The organism is Lactobacillus laiwuensis (genome assembly GCF_019972835.1).
GTDB lineage: Bacteria > Bacillota > Bacilli > Lactobacillales > Lactobacillaceae > Lactobacillus > Lactobacillus laiwuensis.
Map to the genome: position 1 here is coordinate 1 of NZ_BPPB01000011.1, position 15,914 is coordinate 15,914.

At 37.0% G+C, this 15,914-nt stretch carries 14 protein-coding genes; 10 read left to right on the top strand and 4 right to left on the bottom strand.

Annotated elements, in window-relative coordinates:
- Positions 1-81 precede the first annotated feature (81 nt).
- Positions 82-414: a CPBP family intramembrane glutamic endopeptidase gene (locus LDM92_RS08185; protein WP_223902807.1), complete on the top strand. Its 333-nt coding sequence runs from the start codon at positions 82-84 to the stop codon at positions 412-414.
- A 373-nt stretch (positions 415-787) separates the two neighbouring features.
- Here LDM92_RS08185 and LDM92_RS08190 read toward each other — a convergent pair whose 3' ends face one another.
- From LDM92_RS08190 to LDM92_RS08205, 4 genes are all read right to left on the bottom strand, one after another.
- Entirely contained in the window at positions 788-988 is a 201-nt protein-coding gene (locus LDM92_RS08190) for a hypothetical protein (protein ID WP_223902808.1), read from the bottom strand.
- Between the two features lie 157 nt (positions 989-1,145).
- Positions 1,146-3,176 (bottom strand): KUP/HAK/KT family potassium transporter, encoded by a 2,031-nt coding sequence (locus LDM92_RS08195; RefSeq protein ID WP_223902809.1) that lies wholly within the window; start codon positions 3,174-3,176, stop codon positions 1,146-1,148.
- Between the two features lie 121 nt (positions 3,177-3,297).
- A complete protein-coding gene (locus LDM92_RS08200) occupies positions 3,298-3,744 on the bottom strand; it encodes a hypothetical protein (protein WP_223902810.1) in 447 nt (148 codons plus the stop codon).
- Positions 3,745-3,984: 240 nt separating this feature from the next.
- Positions 3,985-4,848: a hypothetical protein gene (locus tag LDM92_RS08205; RefSeq protein ID WP_223902811.1), complete on the bottom strand. Its 864-nt coding sequence runs from the start codon at positions 4,846-4,848 to the stop codon at positions 3,985-3,987.
- Between the two features lie 205 nt (positions 4,849-5,053).
- Here LDM92_RS08205 and LDM92_RS08210 point away from each other — a divergent pair, with 205 nt between their 5' ends.
- The 9 genes from LDM92_RS08210 to LDM92_RS08250 all read left to right on the top strand — a co-directional run.
- A complete protein-coding gene (locus LDM92_RS08210; protein ID WP_223902812.1) occupies positions 5,054-5,272 on the top strand; it encodes a DUF1659 domain-containing protein in 219 nt (72 codons plus the stop codon).
- Positions 5,273-5,291: 19 nt separating this feature from the next.
- The gene (locus LDM92_RS08215; RefSeq protein ID WP_223902813.1) at positions 5,292-5,564 is read left to right on the top strand and encodes a DUF2922 domain-containing protein; all 273 of its coding nucleotides are present in this window, start codon (positions 5,292-5,294) and stop codon (positions 5,562-5,564) included.
- A 518-nt stretch (positions 5,565-6,082) separates the two neighbouring features.
- The gene (locus tag LDM92_RS08220; RefSeq protein WP_223902814.1) at positions 6,083-7,870 is read left to right on the top strand and encodes an SLAP domain-containing protein; all 1,788 of its coding nucleotides are present in this window, start codon (positions 6,083-6,085) and stop codon (positions 7,868-7,870) included.
- A gap of 152 nt (positions 7,871-8,022) precedes the next feature.
- On the top strand, positions 8,023-8,865 hold the full coding sequence (locus LDM92_RS08225; protein ID WP_223902815.1) for a hypothetical protein: 843 nt from the start codon (positions 8,023-8,025) through the stop codon (positions 8,863-8,865).
- A gap of 223 nt (positions 8,866-9,088) precedes the next feature.
- Complete coding sequence (locus tag LDM92_RS08230) at positions 9,089-9,589, top strand: sigma-70 RNA polymerase sigma factor region 4 domain-containing protein (protein WP_223902816.1); 501 nt, start codon at positions 9,089-9,091, stop codon at positions 9,587-9,589.
- Positions 9,590-9,711: 122 nt separating this feature from the next.
- Positions 9,712-10,929: an SLAP domain-containing protein gene (locus LDM92_RS08235; RefSeq protein ID WP_223902817.1), complete on the top strand. Its 1,218-nt coding sequence runs from the start codon at positions 9,712-9,714 to the stop codon at positions 10,927-10,929.
- A gap of 45 nt (positions 10,930-10,974) precedes the next feature.
- A complete protein-coding gene (locus tag LDM92_RS08240) occupies positions 10,975-12,168 on the top strand; it encodes an SLAP domain-containing protein (RefSeq protein WP_223902818.1) in 1,194 nt (397 codons plus the stop codon).
- Between the two features lie 164 nt (positions 12,169-12,332).
- Positions 12,333-14,162: a cation:proton antiporter family protein gene (locus tag LDM92_RS08245; protein WP_223902819.1), complete on the top strand. Its 1,830-nt coding sequence runs from the start codon at positions 12,333-12,335 to the stop codon at positions 14,160-14,162.
- Positions 14,163-15,006: 844 nt separating this feature from the next.
- Positions 15,007-15,914 (top strand): SLAP domain-containing protein (locus tag LDM92_RS08250; protein ID WP_223902820.1); only part of this gene is annotated, 908 nt, incomplete at its 3' end.

Here is a 15,914-nt window from a genome sequence, read left to right on the forward strand (position 1 = left end):
ACCCCGATTCAATATCGGAATCAAGCCTTAAGTAAAACGATATAAAACTAACGTCCAGTTTTAGGGGTTAGCTTCAGGCTAATGCGTTTTTTAGTTATTGCTCTTCTTGCTCAAATTTTTCAAAGCAGTAAGTATCGTATATACTTAATTGTGTTATTTGATGGTCTACTTTTTGGGTTTTGGCATATCACCAACATTGCCTATCAAACGCCATTAACTACTTTGCGCCAAATGTTTGAGGTAAGTGGCGCGGGGTTGGTACTTGCTGCTATTTACCTTTACACACATTCGCTACTGTTAAATATGACCTATCATGGCTTATATGATTTTATTCTATTTCTTCAAGCTGGTATCGGCGAATATGGCAATCCAGTTAAGTCTGCAGTGCAACCTACTATGATGGATTGGCAGTGAACCATTTTGAGAGTGACTATTTATGCAGCTATAGCTTTAGTTATTATTTGGACCAAACGGAGACAAGAAGTAATCGCAAAAAACTTGGCGCAAATGTAATATTTTAAATTGCAGTTTAGGAAGTCATCAAGATTTTACGCAAGATGGAGAAATTAGAAAGAATCTGTTTGACAGTGAAATTCTAAGAAAATTTTTTCCGAAGCAACAGGATTAATTACCATTGATTTTGATTCCATAATTGACAAAGTAATTAAGAAACGCATAAGCTAGACTTTAGCTTGTGCGTTTTTGGTTTGAATAGTTTTCATATAACTAGTTTAGACATATGATTAATAAAAGAGATTTGGTTTATGGGGTTAATTAGTTTTAAAAACTAAAGAGCCACAAAATCTACCAACTTTTCATTAATTAAAATTTGATAAGCATAATATTCAGGTCCAATGTGTTGCACAATGGAGTCGCTTACTTCAAGCTTATCAATATATTTATTCATAATTCGCTGGGCTTGGTCTTCACTTATACCTTTACTCACAGCAAAGGCGACCATTTGCTTAAGGAAAATATCTCTATCCATTGTACTCACACCTCACTATCCTAACTCGATCAACTGCTATCTGTTTGACTAGACTTTTACTACTTGGTCATGATTTCTTCATATCACTTATTATAAACGCTTTTTGCTTAAAATAAAGCCGCCCCGACTCTAACAAGTCGTGGACGGCTATTTTATATTATTCAAATTCTTTGTTCTTTAGATTGGAATAGTCGCGCGGTGCAACTCTCTTAATATGCAGGTTATGTCTTGGTTTACCTAAAATGAGTGGAACTTCCTCGACCACAGTGTCTGTGTATTCCAACCCAAACCATGAAGCTGGATTAGAAGAGAGGTTTTGTAACCAAACCCGTGCTTTTAACATAACTTTTTCAAAACCTTTAAGTCGAGTTAAAGGACTGACAACTTCATTAACAATTACAAATGAGAAGTCACCTACTTTACGACCGGGAGTTGTAGTATACTCCTGAGGCTGTGCTTCGATAGTACCATCTTTAATTAAGTCATGGACTATTTGGCGCAGGTAAACATTAACACTGGTTTGTTTCTTGAACCCAAGATATAGCTGAACGTTAATAACATTCTTAGTACCAAAAGTATTAACAGCATATCTAGCTGTGAAAGGTTCGTTCGTGATGTTAACTGTCACAAACCAATAGGCCTGAGCACGTTTAGGTCTTTTATCCAAGATGGAGTACATGATTTCACGTTTGACAAACTTATTATATTTAACTTTAGCCATGTAGACCAAGTTAGTCGCATAAGTAGGGTAATCGTCATCATGACTTAGGTCTGTTAACATATCAGTGTATTCGTCCAAACGGACATAGGTATGAGCACCTTCATGCTTGTCGCGAACTTTATTGCCAAAGTACCAGATGAACATAATGACACCAATAAAGCCGGCAATTAAAACGGTGACGTAACCACCATGCATAAATTTGGTCAAACTGGAGATCAAGAACATGCCCTCAATAAAGCCAAAGGCGATTAAAAAGCAAAGGCGCAATATCAATGGGTGATGCTTTGAACCCAAGTATTCAAAGAGCAGCAATGTAGTCATTAACATTGTGACCGTGATTGACAGGCCATAAGCCGCTTCCATATGTTCTGAAGTCCGGAAGAAAATTACGATAGCGATAGTTGCCACGCAAATCATTTTGTTTACGGAAGGAATGTAAATTTGTCCATGCTTAGTAGTAGGATAATTAATATTCATCCGTGGTAAAAATTTTAGACCACTTGCTTCAGATACTAATGTAAATGAACCGGTAATCAAAGCCTGGGATGCAATAATTGCGGCTACTGTAGCCAAAATGATGGCAAAAAGTCGTAAATTTGCTGGTACAGCTTCAAAGAACGGATTAAGTTCACCGCCGTTTGTTTGGTAATGTGGATTTTGCAGAATCCAAACTCCCTGACCAAGATAATTTAAAGACAGGCAGAGAAAAACATAAGGCCAGGATCCGCGAATATTTTCTTTACCAACATGACCGACATCAGAATATAGCGCCTCTGCACCGGTAGTGGCCAGAAAGATTGAACCTAAAATGAAGATGCCGGCTTTATTAGAGGGACTAAAAAGAACTTTAATAGCCCAAACTGGATTCAGTGCTTCTAAAATTGACCAGTCATTAGCCATATTATAGAGACCGATAACGCCTAAAAATGTAAACCAGACAAACATAATAGGACCAAATGCTTTACCAATGCTGCTGGTACCCAGCATTTGAATTGAAAAAAGTACCAGCAATATCGCAATTGTAATTATAATTACAGCATTCTGGTTGGGAACGGGAACGTGGGAACCGAAGTGCATGTTCTTCAGTCCTTCAATCGAAGTGGTGACCGTCACAGCTGGAGTCAATGTCCCATCAGCTAAGAGGGCTGCTCCACCAATCAGTGCCGGCATGACCAGCCATTTGGCTCGTTTACGTACCAAAGCATATAATGCAAAAATGCCACCTTCACCACGGTTGGTAGCTCTGAGCGCAATCATGACGTATTTAACGGTGGTCAGTAGTGTGACTGTCCAGAAAATGAGCGAAATTGATCCTAAAATTAGTTCACGATCAACATTGGCAATGCCACCGTTACCCGTAACGATTGACTTCATTACATAGAGCGGACTAGTTCCGATATCACCATAAACGATACCGATGGTAATTAATAGACCGGCAGCCGAAATCCGCTTTTTCTTTTTATCCATAGTAATTATGTACTCCCATAGACAATATTGAAATATTCATTTTTAAGTAAAAAAGAATGTCAGTGTGGCATTCTCATTCAAGTATCTATTTTGTTCTTTTTTTTGCTTTAGTACAAGTAAATTATGATAAAGAAGTTGAAATTTTACTGCGACGCTCTTCGTACCAGTTATTCCAGTCTTTATATGATGTCATTTTTTCTGCATCAACACCATCTTTAGCAGCAATTTCATCAATTATGCTTTGGAAATTTTGAGCATGGTATTGCAAAACATGTTTAACCAATTCTTTGCGAGTGAATTGAATGTTGTTAAGCAGATAGTGGTTAATGTCAACCATGTTGGAATTGGTATCATATAAATTCATGATTTCCAAGTCGCGTTGGTTAAACTGAGCAATGTAAAAGTCAGCGAAAACTTTAAGATAATCCGGTTGCTCTATAAACTCTTCTTCTGGCATAGTGGTCCATTTAGCGTCAGGCATCACAACCTTGATTTCTTCTTCTTTATCCTTTTTTTCTTGTTCTTTTTCGTTATCTTTTTCTTTGCTATTATTTTCTTTTTCAGTCAAAGCAGACACTCCTTTAATAAAAATAGGAAACGTGAAAGTCAATAGTCATTTTACAGAGTTTAGGCTATAAAAGCAACTATTGGAGCAGTTTAACCTCTATATATGATAGTTTTTAATAATATTAATAAAATTATAGCATTTTGCACAACTGCAATAAAATAGATAAACCGGCTAAATAAAAACCGTCCCATGTAGTGATCGGGACGGTTCAGCATATTGAGTTTAGCCTATTATTGTTTGCTACGGCTTAAGATAGTTTTGAATATCTTGTTTGGTAATTTTGCTTGGTTTAGTTCGACCAGACTTTCTGTAAAGATCGATCAAATCTTGTGGGCTCCAAGACATTGAGTCATAGCCAAACTTGCCTACACGTTTACGCAGTTGCGCTATTTGCTTGTTAGTAACTGTTTTACCATGTACCTTGTGGTTGCCCATTGAACCTTCACCGGTTTTACCGGCATTGCCAGTATCTGGTCCTTTGCCTGAAATTGAATTGTAGCTTTGACTTGAAGAACCATTATTATTTTCTTTAGCAGCTTTTTGATTATTTGCTAATCCCTTTTCTGCCTTCTTCTTGTACTGACTGTAATATTGTTCATCAATATAAGGTAGATCTAGTACTTTTTGATATTGGTCAGCTGCTTTAAGGTATTGCTTAGCTAATTCCGCTTGGGATGCAGCGAGGAAGATTGGTTGAATTTCATGTTCATAATTATCCTGAACGTCTTCGATAGTAGTCTTTAATTTTTTACCTTGTTTTACTAAAACTGCATAGCCGTTTTTTCTTTGAATTACATTGCTAGTTTCGTTTAACGCATCATTATATTTGCCTTTTTTAGTTGCGTTAATTGCGGAAATCATATAGTCTGACTGGTTTTGATAAGCTTTAGCCTGGTCAGTCTTTTTGATACTGAAAGCCTTGGCAAATGCTGAGCTTGCTTCTGAATAGTCCTTATCAGCAACCGCATTTTTACCAGTAGTCATTGCACTATTATAGGAAGCTTCAACTTTATCATTATTGGATTTTTGTGTTGCGTAAAAAACGCCACCTCCAATAGCGATAATTATTACTGCTACAATCGTGCCAATTGTCGTTTTTTTCATAATAGGAATTTATCCTCCTTACTAATACTTAGTTTAATTATAGATGGTTTAAGCAGATTTGACTACTCAATGGTGTTTTTTCACCTTTACGGGACCATTTTTTAAGAAAAAATGTTACATTTTGCCACCCATTTTCGTTAGTAATAGTGTAAGACATCTGGCGCGCGGGTCGATTACACTATTTAGAAAAGGAAGAAAAAATAATATGAATTTTGCATTATTAGAACAATCAGTCCAATACACATTTTTAAATTCCAAATACAGCAAAGACGGTACTAAATCACGAATTCTAAAGAACGTTAAAGAAGGAGCAACAGCTGGCGGTTTGGCTAAAGTGGGCGCAGCTTTAGCACAGCTGCAGGGTGATGATCTGGGAGCAGCAACTTTAATTCAAAAACAGGGTATCCCTATTGGTGATGAATAATCAAGTCGCAAAAATAAAAATGATTAAGACAGGAGCAAATAATATGGTAACTAAGACCAAAACTTTACAACTAGTATTTCTAAACGGGGCCAACAAAAAGGTTAATTTGTCTTTACCAGATGCTGCCGCTAATTTGGCAGGAACAGAGGTAAAAAATGCAATGGAAACAATAGCAAATGCAAAAGCATTTGCACACGAAGGGGTGGATCTGTATAAAACTCCACAATCTGCTTCATATGTTGAACGAACTGTTACTAGTTTGTTCGATAATACTCAGGGTCAGTCAATGTAACCTGCAGTTTTTGGAGACCATTAAAGAAACGATAGTTAAAATCAAACAATTTTTACGGTAAAAATAATTAGTAAAGATAGGAAATCACGTCAAGGCAAGTTTGGCGTGATTTTTACTTTATTCCAAATTATTTTGTTATTATTTTGTAAAATTCAATAAAAATAAAATAACTTTATTAGCGCAGAAAAACATTGAATGTATTACTGTTAAGGGTTTTATTAATTCTTGAAAAATAAAAAATGAACAAAAAAGCTGTAAGCGTTTATTACAAAAGTATGTTAAATAACTACATGTCTTGCAATTTAAGCAAAAGGTAGGTACAATAAGAAATGTGGTAAGTAATAGCTATGCTTCAGGTTCGAAGCCTGTACGCATGCGCGTTCTTCAGCTCGAAAGCTACCTCATAAGAGTTATAAACTTATGAATTCGGCTTGAAGGGTGTTGTAACAATGTAGGCTCATTACGACTGAACCTATAGCCTATTACTATTTTGTATATACACAAGGAGGAAAGACCACATGAAGAAAAATTTAAGAATTGTTAGTGCTGCTGCAGCTGCTTTATTAGCTGTTGCTCCAGTCGCTGCAGCCGGTGTATCAACAGTATTTGCTGATACCACTATTCCAGTTGTTGGCGGAACTACACAAGACGGCGTTACTACTGCTAAATTGGAATTAAATGTAACTAACGCTGCCAGTTTAGTAGATGGCGATGTAGCATCCAAAGTTGCTGCTTCACTTGCTACCCCAACTTTACCAACAGGTGCTAATGTAATTCCTGGTAAAGCTTCTATTTATGAAGCTACAGCAAATGCTGATGGCACTGGTACAGTAGCTGCTAATACAAAAGCTGCTGATAAGCTTGAAAAAGGCAAGTCTTATGTAGCTAAAGTTCCAGTTACTATTAGCGGTTTGAAAGCTAATACAGACTATACTGTTAATGGTAAAAAGGAGACTTCAGATGGTACTGGTGTAATTTCAGGCGTTCAAGTTCAAAGTAAAGTATTTAGCGTTGCTAATACAGCTTTGAAGGGTGCTCCATATGTTACATTTACACAAGACAGCAAAGAAGTAATTGCTGACTCTGGTTCTGTAGATCTTGATGCAAATAGTTACACAGTTTCTGCTGTAGCTGATAAGATTGACGCTTCAAGAGGTAAGAGTGGTAAGTACACAGTTAAAACTACTGCTGGTAACGATCCTCAAGCCGCTAAAGCTAGTTTCTTAAATCTTGAACAAGATGTAAGAGATGGACTTAAGGCTGCAGGTGTTACTGTAAAGGCTGATGGCAGTTTTGACAAACCAGCTGCTCCATTTACATTTACTGCGCACTTATATGCTACTAATGGCAAAACCGCTACATTTAATGTACGTGTTAACTCAACAGCAACTGATGGTGATGATTCATTCCCTCAAATGTACTTTAATGGACAAAAAGATGCGTTGAGGGGTACAACTACTCTTGACTCAGTTGGTGATGTTAACTTCAACTATGTTCCAGTTAATGGTGTAGTTGATACTAAGGCTATCCAAAATGCCTTTAAGACCCAAGTAAGCAAGACCGATGGAACTGTTATGATTCCTACTGTTGATGCAAGCAAGGTTAACACTAAGGTTGCTGGTAAGTACCCAGTTACTGTAACTGCAACTAATGCAGATGGTAAGACTACTAAGGTTACTTTCTACTTAACTGTTGGTGTTAAGGGTGCTACATACAAGACTGTTCAATCTGATGGTGACGTTACAGTTTACAAGATTGACGGTAACACTGTAACTGATTCTAAGACTACTGTTAAGAACGGTGATCAAATTGCTATCTTTGGTGACCCAATCAAGGTTGGCGAGAAGACTTACTCTCGTATTAACAGTGCTGACTCAGACCTTTACGTAGAGAGTAAATTTGTTGACGGTTCATTCAAACCTGCAGACAAGGTTAAGAAGACTGTTATGCACAACGCATACATCTACGACAAGGATCACAAGCGTGTTGGTACTAACATGTTACGTGCTTACTCCACTGTTGAAGTAATCGGTGCAGCTACTAAGCTTGCTGACGGCAGCTTGGTTTACAGCATTGGTGACAACCAATACGTAATGGCTGACAACATTGATGGTACTTCACGTACATTGAGCCACAACGCTTATGTATACAAGACCAGCAAGAAGCGTGCTAACAGAAAAGTATTGAAGGCTGGCTCACAAGTTACTACTTATGGTTCACCTTACACATTCAAGAATGGTAAGGCTTACTACAGAATTGGTGGACCTGCTAAGCAATACGTTAAGGTTGCAAACTTTGCTAAGTAATTAGTCTTATAGCTAATTAAGAAACAGGAGCGATTATATCGCTTCTGTTTTTTTTGTACTTTTGAATTAGTTTACGCGTGATTGATCTATGCAAGCGATAACATTTCCAGTATAATAGTATTCGTCTACTTTAATTAAAGGAGAGGAATGAATTGTTAAAAAAAGAAAGTGATATCTGGAACCTGCCTAGTGGACATAAATATCGCTTTTGGTCGCAAAAGCTTTTACGCCAAAGAATTGGCATAGATCAGGAAATAGATAAATACTTAATTGAGGATGAACTTTATTGTGTAAATCCCGCAACTATTGCTTTATACCAGTTTCAGAAACAACCACTTTTAGGCAAATACAAAAGTGTGATTTTTGACTGTAATCAGGGTATTGTTTTAAGCTGTCGCAGCACTCAGGCGCATTTGACTTCTTTTGCTCAGAATTGTCTATTGGCAGGGCTGGAATTTCAAAGAGAATTTGCACGCAAGATTAATCTAGTTGGGCACAACGTGATTGCCACAGGTCGCTTAGCTTATTTTTCATTGCGTAGTTATAATACAGGTAATATTGACTGGATTGCTTTGCATAATATGGCAAGTTTTGAGTCACTTCGAAATAATGTAACTGCTTTTGAATCCGTGACAACAAATCGCTTCAGTTATATTTTTACGTATGATAACTGCAGCCGTCACATTCCCCGCAAAGTAAGCGATAGCTTGTTTTTTAATCACGCGCTTTATCTTTTAGGTACACTACATTTAAAAAGTAATTTGGGCTGGCGGGTTAAAAGGTCTGTCGGAGATTCTCTTATCGATCAATCTTCTTACTTTCATCCACACCAATCCCTGGAAGAATTATCTTTAAAAAAAGTAATGAGTGAATTACTGGATAAAAAGCATGCGCGATATGGCAATTATTTGGCTGATTACTACGAATTGCCATTAATTTCTGATGCTCATAAGTCTGCTTATTCAAACAGTAAGCGTCCCGATACTCTATTTTAAGAAAATGCACGATCTTTACGAAGTTCGTGTATTTTTTTACTCTTTTTTAACCCGTAGATTTATTGTAATTATAATATATGAGGCAAGCTTTAAGAAACTAAAAGAAAAATTTAAATGTTTGTTAATTTAGCAGTTAAGAACTTAATATTATGTTTTTTAAATTTTAAGCAAGATTGCTAATCTATAAGAGCACAAGCGCTTGTGACATATTTGAAACAGAGGAATGTCACAAATGAAGATTAAGAAAAAAGCATTTATAACTGCATGGCAGAATCAGAAATTAGTCAGAGGCGCATTGAAGTCTGCCCACGTCAGAATGGACTATACTAATTACGAAGACTTTTTGCAGGAAGGTATAATAATTTACGCAGAAATGTTAACGAGGTTAGCAAATAGAGCAAGAACTGAAGTTGATCGGCTTAGTTTTCGCAAAATTATCTGGCATACTTTAGATTTATTGCGTAAGCAAAAGCGAATAACTGAGCAAGAAATTGTTTTTGACTCTCCAGAGCAGGTTGGCTTGCTGGATAACTGGAATAATCATTTAGCACTCGAACAAGAGCTGCCACAATTGACGCAGGTAGAACGTATGTTGTTTTTTGATCATTTGCTTGGTGGTCAAACAATCAGTGCTTTAGCTCAGAAGACAGGGATCAACCGAGTGCAGCTGCAAAGATTAAAACGAGATCTTTTGTATCATTTACGAGAAGTCTTAGACAATTAAATTACTATTTGTAATATTAAAATCGGCAATATTACTTTTTGACTACAATTAAGCGGATTCTATTGTTAATACTTTAATTGCCCGATACAATAAAGATGTCGGTTAAGGAGGAAATTTTATTTATGAAAAAAAGACTAATCACTGGTTTTTCAGCGGCTATGCTTAGTACAGCGCTCTTGATGCCAGTTACCAACAACTTAATTGCCAATTCTCCAGCAAAGGCTGAGACAGTATCTGCAGCTAGCGCAGATGAAACAACATTTTTAAATACTGCTGTTAAGCAAGCACAAAAAGTTTCTAAAAAATATGGCTTATACCCTTCAGTTATGATCGCACAAGCAATTGTGGAATCTAACTGGGGCAAATCCGGTCTAGCTGTTAATGCCAATAATTTATTCGGGATGAAAGCTGATGACAGTTGGCAGGGAGCCACATATTCTTCTAAAACACGTGAAGAAGACAAAAACGGCAAGAGCTACTACGTGACAGCTAAGTTTAGAAAGTACAATACCTATCAGGACTCATTTGCTGATAACGGTAAAAAACTTCGTTTAGGTGTTACTTGGCAGCCAGAGCGCTACAAGGGAGCATGGCTCGAAAATGCTGCTTCTTATGCAGATGCCACCAAGGCTCTAACAGGTACATACGCTACTGCCAATAATTACAACACTATTTTAAACACCAGAATAACAACTTCGAACTTAACGCAATACGATCCTAAGATTTCGAACACCAGTAAATCTTATGTTGTTAAAAAAGCAGGTGCCACTTATGCTTGGCCAACTGACCACTCAGTATCTGCCAAAACCGATTCAGTTGCAAAAGGCGATGCAGTTACTGTAACTAAGACCATTACTTTTTATAACGGTAAAAAGCGCTTGTACATTGCCGGTAAAGGCTGGGTTAACGATACTATTTTAAATATGGGCAGTGCTCTTCCACCAGCTTCTCAGGCTCCAAAGGGTGAGAAGAAGGTTAACAAGACTTTGATGCATAATGCGTATGTTTATAATTCCAAAGGCAAACGCGTAAAAAAAGTTAAGGCAATTAAAGTAGGCAATACCGGCAAGGTGATTGCCACCTATGGCACTAAAACTATTAACGGCAAAAAGTATTATCGGGTTGGTGAAAATCAGTACATTGCCAGTGGTAATATTGACGGCACTATGAGGCTTCTTAAGAAAAATGCTTTTGTTTACAACGATTATGGCAATCGTGACAATAAAAAGGTGTTAAAGAAGGATCAATCTGTCGCAACCTACGGTGGAGCAATTTCAATATACGGACTTAAGTATTACCGAGTAGGTATTCACCAGTATATTAAGAAAGGCAATTTCTAGACAAAGTTAATTTCTCACAAACAAAATAAGGAATGAAAAAATTAGATGAAGATAAAGAAACTAATAACTACTGTTGCTCTCGGAGTAGGTTTAGTTGCACCTATTTTTAACGTCAATCAATCTCAGGTAGTAGAAGCTGCCTCTATCAACTCAATTGCTAAGCAAAACAGCTATGTTGGCGTTACTTTCTTACATAAAATGCTCCAAACGCAGAACATTAAGTATAACAAGTTTTACGCTCATGGAAATAAAATTAAGTACAGAAAAGGGAAACCGGAAGGTATTGTAATTCATGAAACTGCAACTCCTGGTGCTTCCGCATACAATGAGGCTATTTACTTTAATCGTGAATGGAAACATATGTACTCTTATGTTCACGCTTTTGTTGATCACAAGGAGGTTATTCAGATGATGACTCCTAACTATGGCGTTTGGGGTGCTGGGGCAGTAGCCAATAACCGCTTTATTCAAATTGAACTTTGTCAAGAAACTACCAGAAAGAAATTTGCTAAAAGTGTGAATAACGATGCCATTTATGCGGCTAAGCTGTTGCACAGATATAACATCAAGCCTTCTAATGCGTCTCATACTGGTAAAGGAACAATTTGGTCCCATCATGCTGTATCGCGCTTTTTAGGAGGTACTAATCATACCGACCCTGACGGCTACTTCAAAAAATGGGGTTATTCCATGAATGACTTTTACTCACTTTTGAAGCACTACTACGATTTACAGGCAGCAGAAACCGTTACTTCTACCGTTCCTGATGACAGCACGGTTACTGATGATTCATCAAATACAGCAGATTCAACTGACCCAACTGATTCAACTGAATCCACGAATACTCCTGCAACTGATTCCGACCCTGTTTCTCAAGCACCGACTGGTAAGAAAACTTTGATGCATGATGCTTATACATATGATGCTCAAGGTAAACGTACTGATGCAGCATTAAAAACCGCTGGGACAGTTGTAACCGTGGCACAAGAAAAGGTGATAAATGGAAAAAAATATTTGCAAATTGGTGAGAACGAGTATGTTGTAGCCAGCAATATCGTTGGTTCCAGACGTGTTTTGACCCATAATGCCTATATTTACGATACTACCGGAATTCGTATAGGCACTAGCAAGCTTTTAAAGGGCAAATCCGTTCGGACATACGGTGGTCGTGTTAATATTAATGGTAATAAGTACTATTCAATTGATACTAATCGCTTTGTTAAAGCAGATAATTTTTAAAGAAAGAGACAAGTCATGCCAATTGGCATGACTTGTTTTTTATGTGCAACAGAATTTTAATTGATTGCTTTTTGGAAGCTATGAATACTCGCTACCCCTTTTTATTTTCTCTGCTCGTCAATATTTTGTATAATCGACTAAGAATAAATGAGGAGGTAATCCTGGTGGCACAGTTGTCTTTATTCCTAGTTGTTTTGTTTGCCCTAATTGTTCCTATCTTAATGGCCCGATTAAAGGTAAATGCTGTTCCTACGGCCGTTGCAGAAATTATCATTGGTATTATTCTAGGTGCCAGTGGCTTTAACATTGTACAACCAACGCATGACCTAGCGTTTTTATCAAATTTGGGCGTCATTTTGTTGTTGTTTTTGTCGGGGATGGAAATTAATTTTGATTTACTGAAACCAAAGCATAAGCAAGAAAAAAAGCCAGGTCAGGTATCTCCCTTTAAAATTGCTTTAGAAGCATTTTTTGGTGTAGCCCTTTTATCTGTCTGCCTCGCATTAGTTTTAAAATTGCTTGGCTTATTTGGCGATACGATGCTTGCAACCATTATTTTCATGACCATTGCACTAGGAGTGGTAATTGCGACCTTAAAAGAAAAAGATATATTAAATAGGCCGATAGGTCAGACGATTTTATTGACTGCAGTTTTAGGAGAAGTAATTCCCTTAATGCTGCTGACGGTTTATGCTGCGATTAATGGTGGCAATACCAGACAATTGTGGCTCATTATTTTGCTATTTGGCGTGGCTATTTTGCTGTTATGGCGCTTTAAGCAGCCTTATTTGTGGTTTGTTAAAGTGACCAAGTCAACTACTCAGCTAGATGTGCGGTTAGCCTTTTTCTTGATTTTTGCTCTGGTAACAGTAGCTGAAAGAGTTGGAGTAGAAAATATTTTGGGAGCATTTTTAGCCGGTATTGTCATGAAGTTGCTGGAGCCTAGTCAGGAAACTGCTGATAAGTTAACTTCAATTGGTTATGGTTTTTTTATTCCTATTTTCTTCATTATGACGGGAGTTAAACTCAATTTAAGGTCACTTTTGGCCCACCCAAAATCACTGATTTTATTACCAATATTAATCTTGTTTCTGTTCTTGGCTAAAGTACCTGTTGCTTTGGTTTACGCGCAAAAATTCGGCAGCAGAAATGGTATTGCCGGTGGCTTTTTGACCGCAACCACGATCACTATTGTTTTACCAACTCTAGCAGTAGCACGTAAATTAAACGTTATTACACGGCTGCAATCTGATGTTTTTATCCTGGCTGCTGTGATCGTCTGCATTCTGTGCCCAATTTTATTTAACGCCATTTTTAAATTGAAAGCAGAAGATCGGATTAAGGAAAAGGTCGTGATTTTGGGTACGAATGCCTTGACTGTCCCCGTAATGCTTGACCTGCATGATAACTGGTATTCAGTTAAGATGTTTACTACCAGTAACGAACACTATCATATTTATAAAAGCCGCGTGCCACAGCTAAAATTATTATCCCAATTGGATAGTGAGAGCTTGGCACAATCTGGTGCTTTTACTGGTAATATTTTTGTCGCGGCCATGAGGTCTGACGATACTAATTTGCGGCTAGGGCAGCTGGCACAAGAGCAGGGTGACTTCAAACGCATTATTATTTGTCAAAAACGTGCAGATATTGCCAAGGTTGAGCAATTGCGCAGCAACGGCATGGAGGTTTTTGACTTAAGTAATGTTACTTCTTCGTTGTTGCGAGCACTGATAGAATCGCCCGCTGTTTATAATGTGCTGAGCGATACCAAAAATGCTGTCTATTCTGTTGTTGTCCGCAATAGGCAGTATTCAGGCCGTCAATTAATGGATTGGGATCTAGCAAGTGACATCACTGTCAGCCGTATTCGCCGAGGACAAGAGTGGCTGGTCCCACATGGTCATACGGTTATTGAAATGGGAGACGAATTGATATTTACTGCTAAGTATCAGGTTGCTGACCGTATTCGCAGAGTTATAGGCAATAAGTAATTTAACTAATTAAAAAGCAGTTTGCTATCGAGCTGCCAAGTTTGAAATCTAACTAAGGACTAACTTCCGGATGCAACGAGAGTTAGTCCCTTTTGCATGTTTCATTCTTTATCCAAATATTGTTACAAAAACTAAAAGGTGACTGGTTTTAGTTTTAACTTATCAACAAAAAATATCTACGTATAGTTTTAAATTAATAGTAAAAAGCCCAGGTACGGGTAAAAAAATTGTTAAAAAATTGTTTCTTTCTTTAAAATTGCACCAACTATAATTAATGTAGCTACAAGAGAATGAAAAAGCAATAAAATCAAGGTAACTGGGGCAAACTTTTGGGTATAGTGTCTTGATAGTTTGTATGGTGCAAATGGAATAGCGAAAAAACATATTATGAACAAATTTTTTAAAATTTCTCGGTTACCTTAAAATAACAGTAAGTACCATGATTTATGGAAATAATATATTATGTTTTGCTAATTTAAATATTAGATAAATAAAGTTTGATGAATTACTTTTATTAATAAATGTGATTTATTACATTTTCTGCTATATAAGGAAAAACATAAAGATTGAACATTCTCTATTATTTTAATTCAAGTTGTTTTTTATTCGAAATAACAAAAAAGTTTGAGTATTTAGCATATACAACAGCAAATCTAATAAAATAACAATAATATATCTTGATTTTTGATTTAAACTTAGAAATTACTTTATTTATTAAAATTATACCCTTTTTTTTGAGTGTTTATGGTGATAGAATGAGATCTAGGTAGCTTAAATATAGTTATATTGTTCTTGTTTTTAAATTGAGAACGTTGAAATTTAGTACTAAAAGGAAGTTTCAAAAATGAGTAAAAATAGTTTTTACAAGAAAATGATAGTATCAGTAGCTGGTGCTGCATTATTAGCTGTTGGTGCTAATCAAACACCAAACAACTCTTTAAGTAATGCGCCAACTGAAGTTAGCGCAGCGAAGAAATCTGCAAAGACTAAGAAAGTTCATGCAAATTCTGCTGTTTACAAGAAAAAAGGCAAGAAATTAGTTAAAACTAAGAAACTTGTTAAAGCAGGTAAAAAGGTAAAAGTTCTTGGTAAAAAGACTATTAAAGGAAAAGTTTACTATAAGATTGGCAAGAACCAATACATTAAAGCAGTCAATGTTACTGGTAAAGGTGCTAAAGTAGCTAAGAATACAACTTTAGTTACAAGAAGTGGTAAAGCTATAAAGAACGGTAAAGTTCTTAAAGGCAAAAAGATCAAGATCTATGGTAAAGCTGTCAAAATCAAGGGCAAGAAGTACTACTTAACCTCAGCTGGTTACATCAAAGCTAGTGCTTTAGCTAAGAAGAAGGCTACACCAAAGCCAAATTCAAACCCTTCAACTAGTTCAAATGGTTCTAATGGTTCAACCGGTTCAAATGGTAGCAACTCTTCAACAACCTCAAACGGTTCAAACGCTTCAAATAGCTCAAACAGTTCAACTCCTACAACAGGTTCAAATAACACTGGTTCAAGTAATACAGGTTCAACCCCATCAGGTTCAACTCCATCAAACAGTTCAAATGGTTCCGGCAGCTCAAACCCATCAAACAGTTCAACTGGCTCTGACAGCTCAAACGCATCAAACAGTTCAAATGGTTCCGGCAGCTCAAACGCATCAAACAGTTCAACTGGCTCCGACAGCTCAAACGCATCAAACAGTTCAACTGGCTCTGACAGCTCAAACGCATCAAACAGTTCAACTGGCTCCGACAG

What these genes read in the sequence shown, in the direction of transcription:
- LDM92_RS08185 (WP_223902807.1), top strand. Translation starts at nt 82, where the DNA reads ATGCGTTTTTTAGTTATTGCTCTTCTTGCTCAAATTTTTCAAAGCAGT.
- LDM92_RS08190 (WP_223902808.1), bottom strand. Translation starts at nt 988, where the DNA reads ATGGATAGAGATATTTTCCTTAAGCAAATGGTCGCCTTTGCTGTGAGT.
- LDM92_RS08195 (WP_223902809.1), bottom strand. Translation starts at nt 3,176, where the DNA reads ATGGATAAAAAGAAAAAGCGGATTTCGGCTGCCGGTCTATTAATTACC.
- LDM92_RS08205 (WP_223902811.1), bottom strand. Translation starts at nt 4,848, where the DNA reads ATGAAAAAAACGACAATTGGCACGATTGTAGCAGTAATAATTATCGCT.
- LDM92_RS08210 (WP_223902812.1), top strand. Translation starts at nt 5,054, where the DNA reads ATGAATTTTGCATTATTAGAACAATCAGTCCAATACACATTTTTAAAT.
- LDM92_RS08215 (WP_223902813.1), top strand. Translation starts at nt 5,292, where the DNA reads ATGATTAAGACAGGAGCAAATAATATGGTAACTAAGACCAAAACTTTA.
- LDM92_RS08220 (WP_223902814.1), top strand. Translation starts at nt 6,083, where the DNA reads ATGAAGAAAAATTTAAGAATTGTTAGTGCTGCTGCAGCTGCTTTATTA.
- LDM92_RS08230 (WP_223902816.1), top strand. Translation starts at nt 9,089, where the DNA reads ATGTCACAAATGAAGATTAAGAAAAAAGCATTTATAACTGCATGGCAG.
- LDM92_RS08235 (WP_223902817.1), top strand. Translation starts at nt 9,712, where the DNA reads ATGAAAAAAAGACTAATCACTGGTTTTTCAGCGGCTATGCTTAGTACA.
- LDM92_RS08240 (WP_223902818.1), top strand. Translation starts at nt 10,975, where the DNA reads ATGAAGATAAAGAAACTAATAACTACTGTTGCTCTCGGAGTAGGTTTA.